The organism is Nitrosarchaeum koreense MY1 (genome assembly GCF_000220175.1).
Taxonomy (GTDB): Archaea; Thermoproteota; Nitrososphaeria; order Nitrososphaerales; family Nitrosopumilaceae; genus Nitrosarchaeum; species Nitrosarchaeum koreense.
On sequence record NZ_AFPU01000001.1, the window covers coordinates 1,029,457 to 1,047,565 of the forward strand.

13 protein-coding genes are annotated in these 18,109 nt (G+C 29.9%); 6 read left to right on the forward strand and 7 right to left on the reverse strand.

All coding sequences use genetic code 11. From position 1 onward, the window contains the following. Nucleotides 1-3 precede the first annotated feature (3 nt). From MY1_RS06015 to MY1_RS06030, 4 genes are read right to left on the reverse strand one after another with little or no spacing between them, the layout of a single operon-like run. Nucleotides 4-3,057: a type I restriction endonuclease subunit R gene (locus MY1_RS06015; protein WP_007550948.1), complete on the reverse strand. Its 3,054-nt coding sequence runs from the start codon at nt 3,055-3,057 to the stop codon at nt 4-6. Beyond that, on the reverse strand, nt 3,054-4,244 hold the full coding sequence (locus MY1_RS09405) for a restriction endonuclease subunit S (RefSeq protein WP_052296748.1): 1,191 nt from the start codon (nt 4,242-4,244) through the stop codon (nt 3,054-3,056). Before MY1_RS09405 ends, MY1_RS06015 begins: the two co-directional genes overlap by 4 nt. Further along, nucleotides 4,234-5,913: a type I restriction-modification system subunit M gene (locus MY1_RS06025; protein ID WP_007550950.1), complete on the reverse strand. Its 1,680-nt coding sequence runs from the start codon at nt 5,911-5,913 to the stop codon at nt 4,234-4,236. Before MY1_RS06025 ends, MY1_RS09405 begins: the two co-directional genes overlap by 11 nt. Nucleotides 5,914-5,922: 9 nt before the next feature. Next, nucleotides 5,923-7,308: an MBL fold metallo-hydrolase gene (locus tag MY1_RS06030; RefSeq protein ID WP_007550951.1), complete on the reverse strand. Its 1,386-nt coding sequence runs from the start codon at nt 7,306-7,308 to the stop codon at nt 5,923-5,925. A 119-nt stretch (nt 7,309-7,427) separates the two neighbouring features. On the opposite strand from MY1_RS06030, the gene MY1_RS06035 reads away from it, so the two are divergent. The 6 genes from MY1_RS06035 to MY1_RS06060 all read left to right on the forward strand — a co-directional run bounded on the left by MY1_RS06035 (nt 7,428) and on the right by MY1_RS06060 (nt 16,429). Continuing rightward, nucleotides 7,428-11,051: an AAA family ATPase gene (locus MY1_RS06035; protein ID WP_007550952.1), complete on the forward strand. Its 3,624-nt coding sequence runs from the start codon at nt 7,428-7,430 to the stop codon at nt 11,049-11,051. Next, nucleotides 11,048-12,481 (forward strand): hypothetical protein, encoded by a 1,434-nt coding sequence (locus MY1_RS06040; RefSeq protein ID WP_007550953.1) that lies wholly within the window; start codon nt 11,048-11,050, stop codon nt 12,479-12,481. Before MY1_RS06035 ends, MY1_RS06040 begins: the two co-directional genes overlap by 4 nt. 113 nt (nt 12,482-12,594) lie before the next feature. Further along, nucleotides 12,595-14,787: an N-6 DNA methylase gene (locus MY1_RS06045; protein ID WP_117439722.1), complete on the forward strand. Its 2,193-nt coding sequence runs from the start codon at nt 12,595-12,597 to the stop codon at nt 14,785-14,787. 1 nt (nt 14,788) lies between these two features. After that, on the forward strand, nt 14,789-15,166 hold the full coding sequence (locus MY1_RS06050) for a hypothetical protein (RefSeq protein ID WP_237698806.1): 378 nt from the start codon (nt 14,789-14,791) through the stop codon (nt 15,164-15,166). Continuing rightward, nucleotides 15,163-15,495 (forward strand): hypothetical protein, encoded by a 333-nt coding sequence (locus tag MY1_RS06055; protein WP_048109877.1) that lies wholly within the window; start codon nt 15,163-15,165, stop codon nt 15,493-15,495. Before MY1_RS06050 ends, MY1_RS06055 begins: the two co-directional genes overlap by 4 nt. Nucleotides 15,496-15,643: 148 nt before the next feature. After that, the gene (locus tag MY1_RS06060) at nt 15,644-16,429 is read left to right on the forward strand and encodes a winged helix-turn-helix domain-containing protein (RefSeq protein ID WP_007550959.1); all 786 of its coding nucleotides are present in this window, start codon (nt 15,644-15,646) and stop codon (nt 16,427-16,429) included. A gap of 274 nt (nt 16,430-16,703) precedes the next feature. On the opposite strand, the gene MY1_RS06065 is transcribed toward MY1_RS06060, so the two are convergent. The 3 genes from MY1_RS06065 to MY1_RS09700 form a co-directional block, all read right to left on the reverse strand. Further along, nucleotides 16,704-17,207 (reverse strand): hypothetical protein, encoded by a 504-nt coding sequence (locus MY1_RS06065; protein ID WP_007550961.1) that lies wholly within the window; start codon nt 17,205-17,207, stop codon nt 16,704-16,706. A gap of 82 nt (nt 17,208-17,289) precedes the next feature. Further along, on the reverse strand, nt 17,290-17,820 hold the full coding sequence (locus MY1_RS06070; RefSeq protein WP_007550963.1) for a hypothetical protein: 531 nt from the start codon (nt 17,818-17,820) through the stop codon (nt 17,290-17,292). Nucleotides 17,821-17,824: 4 nt separating this feature from the next. Beyond that, the gene (locus tag MY1_RS09700; protein ID WP_007550965.1) at nt 17,825-17,974 is read right to left on the reverse strand and encodes a hypothetical protein; all 150 of its coding nucleotides are present in this window, start codon (nt 17,972-17,974) and stop codon (nt 17,825-17,827) included. Between the last annotated feature and the right edge of the window lie 135 nt (nt 17,975-18,109).

Genomic DNA, 18,109 nt, shown 5'->3' on the forward strand with positions numbered 1-18,109 from the left:
ATTTTATCCATAATTTGTTTCAGCTTGATCCATTATTTTTGGTACAATCTCTTCAATTTTATCAGTTGGAAAATCAGCTCGCAGTAAAATTTTTCTAACACCCATTCTAATTTCAGCTTTAATATTTTCTTGATTAATCCAATCTATTCTTATATTTCCTTTAAGATATTTTGTAAGATCCAAAGAAATTTGTTTTATTACAGCATCTGATTTTACATAATCTTTACCTAAAGATACAACATCATAAAATGCAATTTCTTCATCATTAAGTCCAAGTTCTTGCTCCCTACTTGATTCATTTGTAATTTCTTTACCTACTTCTTCTAGCTTTTGTATAGTATCATCATTATCCCAAAACCTAGCATGATACTTACTTAGAGCTTCTTCAATTCTATCTTGAAATGATTTACGTTTTACTAAATTCCGTTTGAATTTAGCTTGAATTGCATCATCTAGTAATTTGTATGCTAGTTCTGCTTTGAGATTTTTTTGTTTTAATTTTTTAATATCGTTTAGATATTCTTTTGAGATATCTTGTTTTTTAGGATCAAATGAAATTTTAAACCCTTTGACTACTTGATCTGCCCCTATTCCTTGTTCTACCAAGTCAGATATTGCAGATTCCATTTCAGTAAGATCCACAGGCACATTTGAGGTAGCTTTGAGCAAAATCTTACGCAATTTTTGAAAAAATCTCAAATCATCTTCTACATCAAGACAAGACGGGTGAGGAGTACAAACAGCATATGCCTTTGTCAGTTCAGTTACAATTTTTATAAATTCTCGTTTTACAATATCATCATATACAATTTCATCTATTGCATCATAGATTAACTGAAGTTCTTGTGATTCATCTAATCCTTGTCTATTGCTAATCTTAGGATCAAAGAAATTTATCAAATCAGAATGTTTCTTTTTCATAATTTCAATTATTTCTGCAGTTGGAATCATTGCACCTTTAACATCATCTTGAGCATATGCACTAAATGCCCTATCAAGATCATCAGCGATTCCAATATAATCAATAATTGCACCGCCTGGTTTGTTCTTCCAAACTCTATTTACTCTAGAGATTGCCTGAATCAGATTATGATCACGTAGTGGTTTGTCAATATACATTGTATGAATTAGTGGTGCATCAAATCCTGTAAGATACATATCACATACAATTAAAAGTGATAAAGGATCATTTTCATCTTTAAATCTTGTCAGTATATTTTCTATTGTCAATTTATCTTTGTAATGTTTTTGAATAATTGCTTCTCTTGTTCTCTTTTCAGGAGTTGATTCAGGTTTTTGTGATGTTGCACCAGAAACAATACAAGTGCATTCAGGAGCAACTTTTAAACTTGAAATGTAATCTGCAAATCTAGCTGCTGCAAGCTTGGTCGAAGTTGCAATCATTGCTTTTCCTTTGAATATTTTTTGTTTTTTATTAAAATGAGAAACAATATCATTTGCAATTGTTTTGATTCTATCGGGGTCTTCAACTAGCTTTGTAAATTCTGCCCCTCTTCTAGCTAGAGTGGTAACATTTTCTTCATCTAGTCCTTGAGTTATTTCTTCAAAGTCTTTACCAATAAACTTGTTTAGTAAAAGCAATGTTACTGGATGGGTTTCACAAGAAATTTGTACTGTAGCTCCATCTCTTACTGCCTCTGGAATCTTGTATGATGAGATAATATCACCAAATACCTGAGTCGTAGAACGGTCTTCAAGTTCTATTGGAGTGCCTGTAAAACCAATTCTAAGTGCATTTGGTAATGCAGTCTGAAGGTTTTGAGCCATCTTTTTGTATTGAGAACGATGAGCCTCATCGGCAATTATTATGATATTACGCCTATCTGAGATTTTTGGATACTTTACTTTTCCTTCTCTTTCTTCTTCTGTTGTTTGGAATTTTTGTATAGTAGTAAAAATAATTTTTCCAGATGGAACTTGTAATTTTTCTCTTAAATCTAAAATAGAATCAGCTTCTAGTATAGCAGTCTCTGGTTTCGGATATGGAAAACCAGCTATTCTAAAAAAGTGATTTAGCTGTTCATCAAGATCACGCCTATCTGTAATTATGATAAATGTAGGATTTTCAAATTTTTCTATCTGAGATAATGAGTTTACATAATAAATCATTGTTAATGACTTTCCACTACCAGTAGTATGCCAAACTACACCAATTCTGTTTTCTCCTTGTTGTGAGTATACATCAGATGTTTTTTTGACAATTGTATTTACTGCATGGTATTGATGCTGTTGACAAATCTTTTTGATTAGATTTTTACCATCTGATTCGTATTCGATAAAATTTTTAATTACATCAAGTATAGTTGTTTTATTTAATAGTAATTTTTGTAATATTTCTAATCTGTTTGCTACTTTTTTGTCTGGCTGCGTTAAATCATTCCAGTCAGAGAATCGCTCAAATGGTGCATTTATTGTACCATATTTTGCATTTAATCTATCACTAATTACTAGAAATGCATTGTATCGAAATATTATTGGTATATCTCGTTGATACTTTGTTTTTCCTAGCTGATGAAATGCATCAACAATTGTAGCGTTCTTGTCTGCCATTGATTTGTATTCTAAAATTATTAGAGGGATTCCATTTACAAATATAACGTGATCTAGTCTTCTTTCTTCATGTTGAACTAGAAGAAATTGTCTGACTGCAATAAAATCATTTTTTTCTGGATTATCAAAATCAATTAATTTCATAACTGAATATTTTGTCTGGTTATCTTCCTGGTATGCTACTTTGATTCCAGATAATAGCATTTGATGAAATGCTCTATTTGTTTCAATTAGAGTGGGCTCTGAAATTAATTCAATTTTCTGTACTGCTATATCATATACAATATCAGGATTTCCTGGGTTTAATTCGACTAGTTTTTGCCTTAATCTTCTCTTTAATAGCACTTCATGTAACGAATCTCGTTCTTGTAATTCTCGACCTGGTCTAATGTCTGGATCATATTTTACATCATCATATAGTTCAGAAAATGTATGTTCGGCAGGAATCTCTACTAGCTTTTCTTCGTTTAGTTCAGATGGAGTCATACTCGAATTTCTCCTGACATTAGTTTTGGTAAAAGTGAATCACGAATTTTCTCTAGAATTAATATGGATGAACAATTATCCTGCATTTTTTTAATTATTGGAGAGCCTAACCTAAAGAAATTATTTAATATTTTAGTTGAGGGAAGAACAAATTCATAAGAAGATAATGTACCTAGAAAAATACTAGGCTGTGCAGTTCTAGTTTGATGTGTATCTAAAAACAATTGGAATCCTGGAGATTTTATTAAACAATAAAGAAAAACAAAATTAGCTTTTTCATTTACTCTTAACATTGCGGCACTTCTTTGATGAGATAATGGAAGATCAGTTGTCCTCACTATTGCTACATTGCCCAAGGTGCCCACAATTGAAAGCATTATGTCATTTTCTTTTAATTGATAATTTTTTTGAATTTTATAGTAATCTTCGTCTGTGATGTAAGTAGCTTTATCATATTCTATAATAAAATTTAGAGTGCCACCTGTAATGAAAGATATTCCTTTGACAACACGTTGAGGGGGATTATGACTACCATCACGTAACAATGATAAGATATCATCAAGTTTAGATAAAATCCATCCTCTGGGAATCTGTCCTAATTCAGAATCTACAAATTCAGTTTGTCCATCAAAATCAACGAACCATGACTTGAAAATAGAATGAATCATTTTTTCGAGAAGGATATTTTGCAAATGAAGTTTTTCAATACTTTTATTCAGTGTCCCCAATATATGTCCAATTTTCTGTTGGATTTGAATATTAGGTGCTTTAAACTCAAATGGGTCCAAAATAGATTTTGTTAAATATTGTGTTGCAGTTCCATATGAATATCTTTGAAAATCTTTCAGGTGTGTTTTTAATGTATGATATAAAAAATCATAATCGAACTCACTTTCATTTTTTATAGTTATAACGTATGTTCTTTGATAAACATCAAATTTTCCTTTGTAATGTTTTATTCCAAAATCCCCCACTGCATTATTTCCTGCCAATAATATTGCTTCACAATCAAAAGAGTATGAATTAATTTTAAAATTATCTTTAGAACATGTAAAAAATGGGTACATGCCAAAATTTTCTGCAGCATTTGAATTTAATTTACCTGTAAGGATATTGCATACATCCCCCAAACGATATGATCTCCAAATAGGCAAATCTATTTTTTCTGAGATTAAGTTAGATTTCAAAACCGATCTCTTTTAGATTCTTGCGAATTTCTTTGTCAAGTTTAGCAGATTCTTCAGAAAGTTTTGCATATTCGGTAGTTAGTCGTTTCATTTTTTCTTCAAACGGTTCATCATCATCTTCAATGTCTTCAGCCCCTACATATCTTCCAGGAGTTAGAACATAGTTATTTTTTGCAATTTCATCTCTAGTTGCAACTTTACAATAACCTGGAATATCTTTGTATTTTGGATGTCCTTTCTCACCAATGTAAGAACGATATGTACCTGCAATCTGTTCAATTTGTTCTTCGGATAATTCATTTAATACTCTATCAATTTTTGTAAATATTTTTCTTGCATCAATAAACAAAGTTTCTCCTTTTCTTTTTCTAGTTTTTCCATCATCTTTGTTTTTTGTAAAAAACCAAAGACAAGCTGGAATTGTTACTGTAAAAAATAAATTAGTAGGCAACGCAATCATGCAATCTAAAATATCATCTTCAATCATATTTTGACGAATCTTTCCTTCAGTTCCACCAGATGCCATTGAGCCATTTGCCAAAACAATTCCCATTCTACCATCTTTTTCATCTAAATGGTACAACATATGCTCCATGAATGCATAATTGCCACCTGCTTTACTTGGTGTAGGAATACCATATTTTTGGAATCTTGCATCTTCTTTGAGCTTATCATACCCCCATTCTCGAAGATTAAATGGAGGATTTGCAAGCACACGGTTTGCTTTAAGTTTTGAATGTGGATGATCCAAAAAGCAATCTCCTAATACAATATTTTTACTCTCAATTCCACGAATTGCGAGATTCATTTTACATATACGTAGAACTTCGTTTTTCTTTTCTATTCCATAAATTGAAATTCCTTGCTTTGTATTTTGATTCTCATCTTTGTGAGCTTTCAAAAACTTGTAGCTTTGAACAAACATTCCACCTGAACCACATGTAGGGTCATAAACAATTCCTTGGTATGGTTCTAAGATTTCAACTAGTAATCTAACAATAGATTCAGGTGTAAAGAATTCACCACCTTTTTCACCTAATTTCTTTGAGAAATTTCTCATAAAATATTCATAGATTCTACCAAATGCATCTTTTGAGTGGTCATGAGTTGTAATGCTATCAAATAATTCTACTAGCTGTTGTAAATTATCATTTGGAATTGGAGCTCCTGAAAATACTTTGGGCAATACTCCTGCAAGTGAAGAATTATCTTTTTCAATTTGATCTAGCATTGCATCAATTTTAATGCCAAGATTTTTTTCTGTAGATATTATTTTTTTAAGATCACTCCATCTGTCTCCTTCTTTAAGATAAAAGATGCCTTTTGAAGAATATTGATCTTTGAGATTTAACCAATATTTTCTTTTTTCTTCTGTTTTACAATAGATTTCGCTTTTTGGATTGTTAGTTTCTTTTTCAATTTCTTTTCTTCTTTCTTCATATCTATCTGAGATGAATTTAACAAACATTAATCCCAACGCAATGTTTTTGTATTCTGATGGAGATACAGCTCCAATTAATAATTCAGCAGTCTCCCAAAGCTTATCCTCAAATGACATGGAGTCTATTTTTTTCTGTTTTTTGTTTTCTGCAGGAGTTAGTTTGGTCTTATTTTCTGGCTCAGTCTTCTTTTTTGGTTTAGGTTTAATCTTTTGTGATTTCTTTGCCATACAAAACGCCTAGGATACCTCGTATTTTACGCCTTCTTTGATCAGAATCAGATTCTTTGAGACTTTGTTGTATGCGTCTGGATGCTCAGTATGTACAGGATAGAGTGCCTTGGCATCAACTGTCTTTACTATATCTAGCAAGTATTGGCCCTTTGAGTGCCCAGAGCAATGACTCTGAACACGCTCCAAATCATAATGGCTTAGCCATGAATCTACGCGTCTTTTATCAAATTCTCCCTCATCATTATACGGCTCAGATAGAGAATGAATGTAAATAGAGCCTGGCTTTGGTTTGATATCTATTAGAGCACCAAAATTCCAAAACGAAAATGCACAAATCATCTTGTCTTGATTTTTAGCAATATCAGATGCAGTTACAATATTTGGCTCATCAAACAAGTCTTTTTGATATTTCTTCCAAGATGATTTTTCTGGTTTAAAAATTGCAATATTTTCATCATCAAAGTTTGGAATTCCAAGCTGTGGATCTTTTGATAAATGTTTTAAATATGCAACATTTGAAATATCAACTACAAATTTTCTATTATTTTGTTTTGCAATGTTATAAAAGGTTCTCATTCTATCCATGTCTTTGAAATTAAAATCAGAAATCACTAGTCCTGAATTATTTTTTACACGTGCATTGCAATCATCAAATACTTTTTGTTCACTTTCATTGCTTTCCAAATCGCTAATCCTAGTTCCTTCACAAATAAACGCAATTGGTTTTGAATCAGTTGCAGCTTTTATAAAATCTTCAGTCATATCAGGTCTAATTCCATGTAAACGAATATCTCCAGTATAAGCAACTGCACCTTCTGAGGTGTGAATGATAAATCCATATGCACCAGGAACTGAATGGTCTACATGAATTGGTTCTACTTCTAGTGAACCTATCTTGAATTTATCACCAGTTCTAAATGTTCTAATGTCTCGCTCTACTTCATCAGTATTTTTATCAGTTCGTGGTTTAAATGATAAAATTTCTCGCTCAAAACTTCGTTGTCCTCTTTCACGAATTGCTTCTAGGATTAATTTGCAAGTGTCACCCATGTAAATTGGAATCTCTTCATGTAAAAATGAAATATAATCTGCATGATCAGCATGTGCATGTGTTAGTAAAACTGCATCAATGTCAGTATCTGTTTCTCTTTTTCCCATCATCTCCATTAAATCAGAACGATAAACTCTATCCAAGTTAGGAATCAAGCCTGTTTCAATAAAATCACGTAATCCAGTAGAAATTCTTGGACTCATAAATTCATCAAAATATTTACCACGCTTACCAAAGCTCATACCAAAATCAAGAAACACTTTGGTACCTTTATCTTCCAAGAGTATTTTGTTACCCCCAATCTCATTTACGCCTCCATAGAAAGTAAGACTAGTCAACATGAGAAAGTAATATTTTCTCATAAAAAAGGAAGATCATTATTCTTTGTTTTTGAAGAGATAGATCATATTCTAATATTAGCATACACGATATCTAATTACAATAAATTTTTGAGAGAAATATGTCTGAAGAAAAACCAAAACGTCAATGTAAAGAGATTTGCAAGCAATATCGAGCAGAGCGTCCTAATAATGGAAATCGATACTCTAACGGTCAAGTCAGATGCCAAATTTGTGAAATTTACATGACCAAAGAGGGGTGTAAAGATAAACAAGGAAACCAAGCTACAGAAGATACAAAAGATCTTTTTTGTAAATGTTGTAACTATAGAGTTCGCTCAAAACCACGAAATAGAATATACAAAGAAAAATATCAAGAACAAATTGATAAAAATAATGAAAACGATTCTGCACCTATGGATATTGAAGAATTAAAAAATTTCATCACAGCAGAGGCTAGACCACAAGCAAATTATCAATTTGTCATAATCAAAACTTTGTTAGAAAATAATTTTACAACTACAAAAAACATTCTAGTTGATGCTTTAAAATTTTATAATAAAGATATTGAGATATATGATAATGGTAGAACTGTATTTTCAGTATTAGAAGAAAGAAATATTATTACAAAAAGTGATGATGGAAATTATTCTATAAATCTAGATTACAGTGTTTCTTATTTTGATATTTTAGAAACAGTATCATTATGTAATCAAAAAATTTATGAAAATAAAATTAAAACAAATCCAGATTATTTTATTGCGTTAGGACCATGGGAAAACTGGAATCATACAATAGAACATCAACCATTGAGATGGGGGGTTGCAGATAGTACTCCTACAAATACAGCAATTTATGATTTAGCCTCAGAAGGAGATATTGTTTTTTATTATTCAACAAAACATGAGCCAATTTATTTTACAGAATCAGGATTTTTTGGAATAGGTATTATTCGTAAAAAAGAAATTAACAAAGAAGAAAAATATTGGCCAGAAGAACGAAAAACAAACAGAGCATATTTCACACATAAAATATACTTAGATACAATCAAATTTGCTCAATCAGATACAGATCTTGTTCCAATTTCTACAGGACTGCCACTAGTCAAAGGATTTAACCACATTACAGAAGGACCTGCATTAAATGAATTAATCAAAAATACTCAAACAAAATGGAATGTATTACTGCAAAATAAATCAGAATCATCTGTAAACTATTGGAAGATTGCACCAGGCCCACAAGCTTCGGATTGGAAAATTCAAAAAGCACTTGGACTTGTTGCTATAGGATGGAATGAATTAGGTGATTTAGATGGTAAATCTTTTGAATCAATACATCAAAAACTACGAGAACTTTGGCCAAGTGCAATTGGAAATACCAGCTCACAATTTCGAGATTTTTTGTCAATAAAAAAAGGAGATATCATTATTGCAAATAAGGGAAAATCACATATTGTTGGGATAGGTAGAGTCATAGGAGATTATCAATATCAACCTGCTCTAAAGTATATGCACACATATCCAGTAGAGTGGTTAGATACAAACGAGTATGAAATTCCAGATCAACCATCATGGTTTATCACAGTAAATGCAGTATCAGAAGAAGATTATAAACAAATAATGTCAAATAAAATATCTTCTGTTATGTCAACTGATGAGTTTGAAACTCTGATTAAAAGATTTAATCAAGATAGAACTATTTTCAATCAACCATGGCATTGGCCATACTATTCGGATCATGAAAAAATAGAACAAAGAAAAGAATTCATAACAAAGTTTCCTTCAAATGAAATTCAAAATATTACTATTGAAGATTATGCGTTAGGATTAGATGATGAAGATGGGGATAAAAATCGTTCAAATTTTTCTTATATGTTAGAACAAAAAACAAGAACATTTGGACATATTGGAGGCACTGCTAGAAAATTTGGTTTATTTTATAAAAGAGATGAAGGAAAATTCTGGCATCATCCAAGTTATCAAAATAAAGAAGAAGCGTTTTCGGCAATATTAGAACAAATTCAAAGAATAGTGAATGCAGGAAGAATTTTTGTGGAGAATCATAATGTTCAACAACTATCCAATGTTATTGACGATACAAGTAATTTTATTATTCATAGACAAATAAGATCTAAAATTTTAGCAGTTTATTTTCCAAATACATTTCTTGGAATAACATCTATGAAACACATCAATAATTTATTAAATTATTTTAAAATTCCACAAAAAGAACTTGGTGATAATCTTACTCAAAAACAATTCAAGTTAATTGAAATTAAAAAAGCACATCCAATTATGAAAAATTGGAGTGTAGAAGACTATTCTTACTTTTTATGGAATACATTATGTGCTAAACCTGGACAATCTAATGATACAGATGAGGATACAGAGGAAAATACAGATACGGATGAAAATACTACCATAAACGAATCTCAAGATGAAATACTAGAATCTTTTGATGATGTTTCATTAAGAAAAATTACATCTAAAGAAATGGAAGAAGGAGTAAACAAAATTCTTGAAGATTTGATTGTAGATCCTGATACTATTAGAGATATTGTAATTAATTTAGCAAGTGGTAGACACATAATTTTAGCTGGACCAGTAGGAACCGGAAAAACTGAGCTTGCTAGAAAAATTCCAAGAGTATTTTGGACAGAAAGCGGTGGATATTATGCAGAAGAGCATACGGCAACAGCTGATTGGAACACAACAGATGTGATAGGTGGAATTATGCCTAAGATGGTTGGTAAAAATCCAAGTTATGAAGTACAATTAGGTTGTGTCTCTGAAACTGTGCTAAAAAACTGGGAATCTGAAAATTCTATCAAAAGAGTATCACGTATGAGAGAAAACAAATCATCGCATGGAACGTGGTTAATAATTGATGAATTTAACAGAGCAGATATCGATAAAGCCTTTGGTCAGCTATTCACATCGCTTGAAAGTAGACAGCTAAAAGTACCAGATACCAATAAACGTGGATACTCAGAATTTATCATTCCTAAAGACTATAGAATTATAGGAACTCTCAATACTGCAGATAAACATTATTTATTTCATCTATCTGATGCTCTTAAACGAAGATTTGCATATGTAGAAGTAAATTCACCAGAACGTAAAGACAAAGATCATGAGATTTATTATGCAATAAAAAATGCAATACTTCAATTACCAAAAGATGATTATTCATCATTAATTGTTCTTGACGATAGTTTAGATAAAAAAATAATTAACAAAGAAAAATCAAATAAAGAATTTGTTAGAGTAGTAGAGAAAGCATATGATGTTTTAGACTTTGTTAGAATGTCAAAACCATTAGGCACTGCAATACTCAAATCTATTTATCAAACAATGTTAGTTGCAGCATCTATGAGTAATAATTTTGATAAAGTATTAGATTTTGGTTTAAGGACAAACTTGATTCCTCAGCTAGAAAATATTTCATCTACAAATATTGAAACAATAATAGCTGTATTCTATACAATTCCTGTTGATTTCTTTAAAAAGATTCAAGATGACAGTTCTAATAAAGAAAAATACAAAGACGATTTTGCAAACTTACTATCATACATGAGATTAAGTCAGGGTCATCAAGAACAAATCATTCAACAATTTGTTAAAGGTCAGATTAAAAAAGAAGGATGGGATGACTTGCAAAAAAGATTTGAAGATCATCAACCTCTTAAAGAAGAATTATTTAAAAAATCACTGCAATCTCTGTTGAAAACGTCTACAATGATATGAACAGACAAGAGCTAGCTGATGAAATTATTCGGATAAAAAACGAACAAAACATTGATCCAAAAACTCTAATCAGACCTGAATTTACATTACTACCAAATTTTCAATACTTGTATGTTGAATTTGAGAAAGTAAAGCTAGAAGGTGAGAAATGGCATCAATTTGTGAGATTTGTGTTAACGCCAAAAGAGGAATGGAGATACATGTATGAGAGATTAGCATATCTTCTCAAAATTCATAGAGGCGGTTTTGAGGATTATTTTGTTCTAAAATCAGGTACACAATCAAATTCTATGCCTGATAGAATGACAGATTTTATACGATTCCATAAATTATATGAAGAATTTTATCAGATTTATTCTAAAATTATTAGACGAATTCAGGTGGATTATCCAACAGTGGATTATGTTGGACAAATGATCAGAGGTAAAATAGATTGGAAAAAAACTATACTCAAATCAAATGGTCAATTTCCTTTAAGTTTTGAAATGAGTACGTGGTCAAGAAAATTTGCAACATCAGAAAATATTTTATTGTTTTTGAGTACAAATTGGTTAAACAAAGAGGCTACAACTCTAATTAACACAAAATTTTCTGAGCCATTACACATGGATGAAATTCAAACTTTGTATGATGTTGAATCAAATACAAATAGATTAATTCAAAATTTTCCTTATTATGAAATAATTCAGGCAAGTAAGCGATTTTCAAAGTTATTACCAAACGATAAAGAAATCATACAATTAATGAATGATGTAGAATTTAGAGTAAAACAAGGTACAATTAGAAACAAAGGTTATTTGGAATTATTAGATTGGATAAAAAAGCTAAATGAACTTAGTTTAGAATTTCTTTCTGGAAATCCAACTAGATTTCATATTGATTCTTTATCGGATTTAGATACTATCTATGAAGCTTGGATATTTTTAGAATTTATTGAGTTTTGTAATGTAAAGAAACATCTGGATGTTAATTTGATTCTAGGCAAATCTACAGATGATCTTACTTTTTTTGAATTCAGATTTGATGGTCATGATATTGTTATGTATTATGATAGAAAATTCTATAAAACAAAAGGCGAGACCTGGACTTTAGATCATCAACCTGATTTTTCAGTTTTCATAGATGGAAAACTTGTTGCGTTATTTGATGCAAAAAACTATAGTAAATCATCTGAAAAAGCAGATGGCATAAACAAGATGTTGGCATATCTGATAAATTTAGATGCAAATTATGGTGCACTTATTTTTCCTAAAATTGAAAATAAAGAGCCATTTGAATTAAAAAATGGAAAATATCACAAAGAGCAGATTCTCACTCATTATCAGATGAATCCTGTAGATTCTGCTATAGATATTCAAACCAAAATAGATTCAATGGAAACGATTTTTTCAAAAATTATTGGTGGAATTGAACAAAAAATACCAAACTAAAGGGGACATTTTTCATACTATAAATAACAAAATAATTGCCAAATAGCAGAATAAATCATATTTTGATCGCATATTTTAGATAGCCTTAAATGATGGTATATATAATAAAAAGTGTGGATACCATTCACTATGAAACCGAAGTAGATGCACTCTATAACTATATTTCACGTTTAGAAGAGGAATATGGTTTTAACCAAAAAAACATCAGAAAAGAAGTTCCAATACAAGTAGGACCTAAACGGCAGTTAGCAGACATTATTGTGTATAAAGATGGTTTACCATATATCCTAATTGAGGTAAAACAAAAAATTCCTGAGAATCCTGAATTAATAAAACAAAATCTAGAATTAATTTCTTCATTGTTAGGGAATCAATATTCTGTGATAACGGATGGGATTTATGACTTGTGCTATATTGTTCAAAATTCATCACAACAAAATAAACTTAAATCAATTCCAGACATTCCTTCGACATACTCAAGTAGTTCAACAAAAAAACAAAAACGACACATTATTTTAAAATCTCCAGAATTATTTTTTTGGAATATTTGTGATGTTTTAAGAAGTAAAACAAAATCAAGATACCTTACAGAAAAAGAAATCAGTGATGACCTTCTAAAGCTAATAGGTGCAAAAATTTTTGATGAAAATAATTCTGAAAAGCCTCAATTTGTAGCAGATAATAGTGAAAATTATTTAAAAATTGTTACTAGAATTGAAAATATTTTAGAACAACTCAATAAAAAACAAAAATCACAAATTTTTGAACCAAAATTTAAACTTCCACATGACATACTAGTTGAAATAATTTTTAAAATTCAAAAATATTCTTTAACAAAATCTAAAATAACAGATTCTAAACTTGGATTCCCATATTTTATTTTTACAAAAAATAGTGGAGAATTTTTAACTCCACCGAATATTGCTTCGTTTTTGACAAATTTATTCCCAATAACTTCTGAGATGAAAGTTTTGGATTTAGCATGTGGTACTGGAAAACTTCTATTTGATGCTGGAAAAAAAGGAGCGACTATTGTTGGATTAGACATAAATGAATCTATGACAAACCTTGCAAAGATAAATTGTTATCTACATGAAATTGAAAATGCAACAATACTATGTACAAATAGTCTTGATTCTTTAGACACACTTTCAAAAAAATCTAATGATGTAATTCAACCTAATTCATTTGATCTCATTATGACGCATCCACCTTTTGGATTAACTCCTCAAATAGAGTATCAAAAATTTTCAATGCTAACAACTTCTGGAAGTAAGTATGTAGAGGCATTGTTTATCGAAAGAAGCTGGGAATTATTAAAAGAGGGCGGCAAATTAGTGATTATTTTGCCTGAAGGTATAATTTCTAACAAGATAACATTGGCAGTTAGAGAATTTATCACTAAAAATTTTAAGATTTTAGGTATTGTTGGTTTACCTGACTATGCATTTTATCCTTATTCATCTATTAAGACTTCTATATTGATACTTGAGAAATTAGGACCCAAAATTTATCAAAATTCATACAATGTTTTTATTGCAAACGCAGAGAATTTGGGATATGATAAACATGGTTCTTCAACAAACGCAAATGATTTTTCTCAGATAATAGAAGAGTTTCACGTTTTTTTAAAAACAAACAAAGGCCATACATTTGATACATCATTAAATGAGGAACTAAGATTAGATGGGAATTATTTTAAAAATATATCCAATTTAGGAACACAAAAACAAATTTGTCTTTTAAAAGAGATTACAGATATTTCTATTGGAGTTAAGAATCATAAACTACGAAAAGGCGATAAATATAGAATAGTAAAAGGTCAACAAATCAAAGATTTTGAAATTGACTTGTCAACTGCTGATTTAACTGGATTTGAATTAATTTCTATGGATAAATTTCTTTTAAAAAATAAAGACATAGTTCTCACTCGTTCAGGCACTGTTGGAAATGTTGGATTATGTAAAAATGTTGAAAATGTCATTTACAGTGATAATGTAATAAGAATACGGATTAATTCAAATAAAATTATTCCAGAATATCTTACTTCTTTTTTGCATTCAGAACTTGGTCAAAAACAACTTAGACAGTGTACTACAGGCAGTACAATTCGTGGAATTAGTTTGAGTAATCTTGAAAAAATTCAAATTCCAATACTTTCAATGTCGGAGCAAAATAAAATTGCACAGAAATTAGAGGATATTTTATATCAAAAATCAAAATTAAAAGATGCGTCAATTAAATTTGAAGAGTCTAAATCGAGACTTTCAAAAATTATTGAAGAAATTACAATGGAGCAAAATTAAAATGGTGTCAGATAATAATCTTCCAGGGTATTATTATAGATTAAAGATATTATCGCTTATTGCATTGTGTTTAGTTGTAAGTAATTTTTTTATTGCAATGCCATTTTCAAATAATTTTAATATATATCATATTTCCCTTTACCAAACATTTTCAATGTTTACAATTGGCTCTGATACCTTCACTGATACTGTTTTGATTCCTGATTTTATAAAAATATTGATTCAATTTGAGGGTCTGTTGTTTGTTGGACTTTTCACTGCAATTATAATTTTATTAGTTGAAAAACAAGGAATTATTTCTGAAATTCGTAAAGAAACCAAATTTCATCTAGAAAAATTACACAGAAAATATCAAAAGGAAAAAGATGAATCAAAATGAGTGTTGAAGATATAAGACGCAGAAATCGTATACGTGATGCCCGAATTTTTATCACCAATTGTGGTGCTCAAGAACTCGTGGACAATGTTGATTTACAACGATGTATTATTTCTAGAATGGGTCTATTAGTTGAACTTGATGATGAATGTTTGTTTATTAGGGCATCTAGTGATGTAACTGTTTCCATCAGAGGAAATACCAGAATGTCTTCGATCATGACGGTATGTGCAAATAAACATGCTCTTAAATCTCAAATAACTGTTGATGATGCTTATCATGAAATTATTTTTGAGTTGGTTTTTGTTCTTGCAGGCAGGGTTTTACGATGATTTGATTTTCTAGAGTGATGATTTTTATATACTAAGAAATGAATATATTCATGCAGTTTGAATATCTTCATACTATGATTAATCTTTTTGATCAAGATTCTGTATATTGTGATGGGAGATTCAATAGTGATAAATGTGGTGAGGGTACTTGATTCAGAAACTATCTAATGCTCATAATGGATTCAAAGAATGGATCTTGGAAACAACCAAAGAGCCTGATGATTGGTCAGGATTTTTGTCTTCAAAATTGCATAAACAAATAAAAATCGAATTGTTATCATGCACTCATGATTTTGAAGGATTTGTAAAAATTAACAATTTGAAAATCGATAATGCTAAAACTGTCTTTAATTTTCTCAAAAAATCTAAGTTGATTTTAGATTATGATTTGGGTAAAAGTCAAGCGGGAAACATAGCTGTTTGGGTAAAAGCCAAACATCCATTAATATGCAAAAATATTCTAGATAATAAATTCAAACTATCTAGTGACATTGAAGTAAATCCTGGTAATCAATACTTTGTTTTCAAATCGTTTTATGATGACAAAGTTACAACAAGTCATTTAAAACAACTTCAAAATGCATTAACTCAACGAGGCATTACGATTAAAGAATTAAAAGAGAAACATAATGTTAACTCAATTCCTCACGAAATTCCAAAATTTGAATTTAATAAAGATTATAGAAAAGTAATTGAATTGCTATTGGAATCTAATTATTTTGATCAAGAGAGAAGAACGATGACCCAAGAAGAAATTGCAAAAAAAGCTAAACTCTCAGTAGGCAAAACCAATAAAATCATTCGGAATTTACAAAAAGAAGGTTTTAACACAATGTTGAGTTTCTATCCAGATATGTCTAAATTTGAATCAAAAATGAAGGAATTAATTAAAAAAGACAAACAACAACTTAATTCAATGAAAGTTACATCTTAAACTAAATAACATCCACATATTCTATTTGTGATAATGTCGACTCTTCTAATTCAAATATTTTTCATCTTTTTTAATTTGTATCTGGAATTTAGAATTTTGTGCCTAAAAATCCACCAAATTCCTTTTAATTCTACTAATCTTGATAGATTCAAGATTAAAGAAAAAGCATTTGTCAACCGCTCACATGTTATTAAGTTTGCCATAACAAAATTATCTGAAGAAAAAATCGATTGGAAAACTTAGTTTAGGTAGTTTTTAAAAAAGCAATTCAGAATTAGCCCTTATTTTTAGTATGGTTTGCTATTACTTTATTGAGAGTCTTTACTGTTTGATTAACAATCTTTACATCATCTAACATCTCATTGTAGTCTTTCTCTGTTTGGTTATAAGTTCTAACAATATTCAATAATGGATTTACGTGGTTCAGATTTCCATCCATATCAGTCCTCTTTAGTTTTTCTATGGCATTATCAGCTAATTTGCTGAGTTCAATAACCTTGTTTTGTTTTCGTAATAATACATCCCTAAACTGTAATACAAGACCATGATCAACCATTCCTAAAACAAAATCATCTACAATATCTTCAGCGGTATCTATGTATCTATAATATTGTGCTTGGCCAATGTTTAGTTTCTTTTGAATTACTTCTCTAGGAGTATTCATAGACCATAAATTACAGAATTGTTTTAATTTACTAGAATCTATTCCCATAGAATCCATTCGTTTTGCTCTAGGCATATTCTTAATACCATCCTTAGATATTGTTGATCTTCTCATAATCTATTCTCAAAAATGATAAATTTTCTCTCGATCAGAGAATGATCATTTGGGCAAAAAGATGTTGTTGCTGTTGTCATGCTCATAAAGAATTATTTGTAAAGTATGTTTTAGGAATTCGTTTTACAAAGCCTGAGACATTTAGTTGTCCCAAACGAGAGTCTTTACACATGTCAATTTCATCCTCAGGAATATTACAATAATAAAGAATTGTTTTTCGATAATCTAGAATAGTACGTCGATCTATATTTCCCAAAGCATTGTTTAAAACTTGAGACAATACCGAGGCATCTAGTTTTGGATATGAATAGATTTGAAGTAATTGATATGCAATATTTCCTAATTTTTTCATTACTCTTTTTTCGGCTTTTTTACCATTATGGATTAACTCATATCCTGTTTCTTCTTGCATTAATTTAGATAACCCAAAACTAACAACTTGGTCAAATTCATATTCTTCATTTTTGTTAATTTCTTCTTCATTATTATCATATTTTATTTTAAGAATTTCACTAAATTCTTTGTAATGAACTAATCTTATGTGTTTGACAGTTCTTAGTTCTTGTAATTGCGGAGATACAACAGCAGCAGCAACATTTACAGTTTCTTCCAAAAAATCACTTTCGCTCCTCATGTTTGCAGCTACAATGTACTTTAATTTCTAAACCTGTTTCTTCATCTATCACAATTTGATCATCTTGATGTTGATTACAATTTCCAATACTGCATTCAGGGCATATCAAGTCATCAATTATTAAATAATGCATAAGACTCATAACAAAAAATACTATTTAAAATTCGAAAAATCACAAATAATGGAAAATATTATGCCTAATTTTTGTAAAATATAGCTAATTGTAGCCACATAACTTTTTAGAAAATTAACTTTATGAATAAAATTT

Coding starts and splice junctions, on each gene's coding strand:
- MY1_RS06015 (WP_007550948.1), bottom strand. CDS start 3,057: ATGACTCCATCTGAACTAAACGAAGAAAAGCTAGTAGAGATTCCTGCC.
- MY1_RS06025 (WP_007550950.1), bottom strand. CDS start 5,913: ATGGCAAAGAAATCACAAAAGATTAAACCTAAACCAAAAAAGAAGACT.
- MY1_RS06030 (WP_007550951.1), bottom strand. CDS start 7,308: ATGTTGACTAGTCTTACTTTCTATGGAGGCGTAAATGAGATTGGGGGT.
- MY1_RS06035 (WP_007550952.1), top strand. CDS start 7,428: ATGTCTGAAGAAAAACCAAAACGTCAATGTAAAGAGATTTGCAAGCAA.
- MY1_RS06040 (WP_007550953.1), top strand. CDS start 11,048: ATGAACAGACAAGAGCTAGCTGATGAAATTATTCGGATAAAAAACGAA.
- MY1_RS06050 (WP_237698806.1), top strand. CDS start 14,789: ATGGTGTCAGATAATAATCTTCCAGGGTATTATTATAGATTAAAGATA.
- MY1_RS06055 (WP_048109877.1), top strand. CDS start 15,163: ATGAGTGTTGAAGATATAAGACGCAGAAATCGTATACGTGATGCCCGA.
- MY1_RS06065 (WP_007550961.1), bottom strand. CDS start 17,207: ATGAGAAGATCAACAATATCTAAGGATGGTATTAAGAATATGCCTAGA.
- MY1_RS09700 (WP_007550965.1), bottom strand. CDS start 17,974: ATGCATTATTTAATAATTGATGACTTGATATGCCCTGAATGCAGTATT.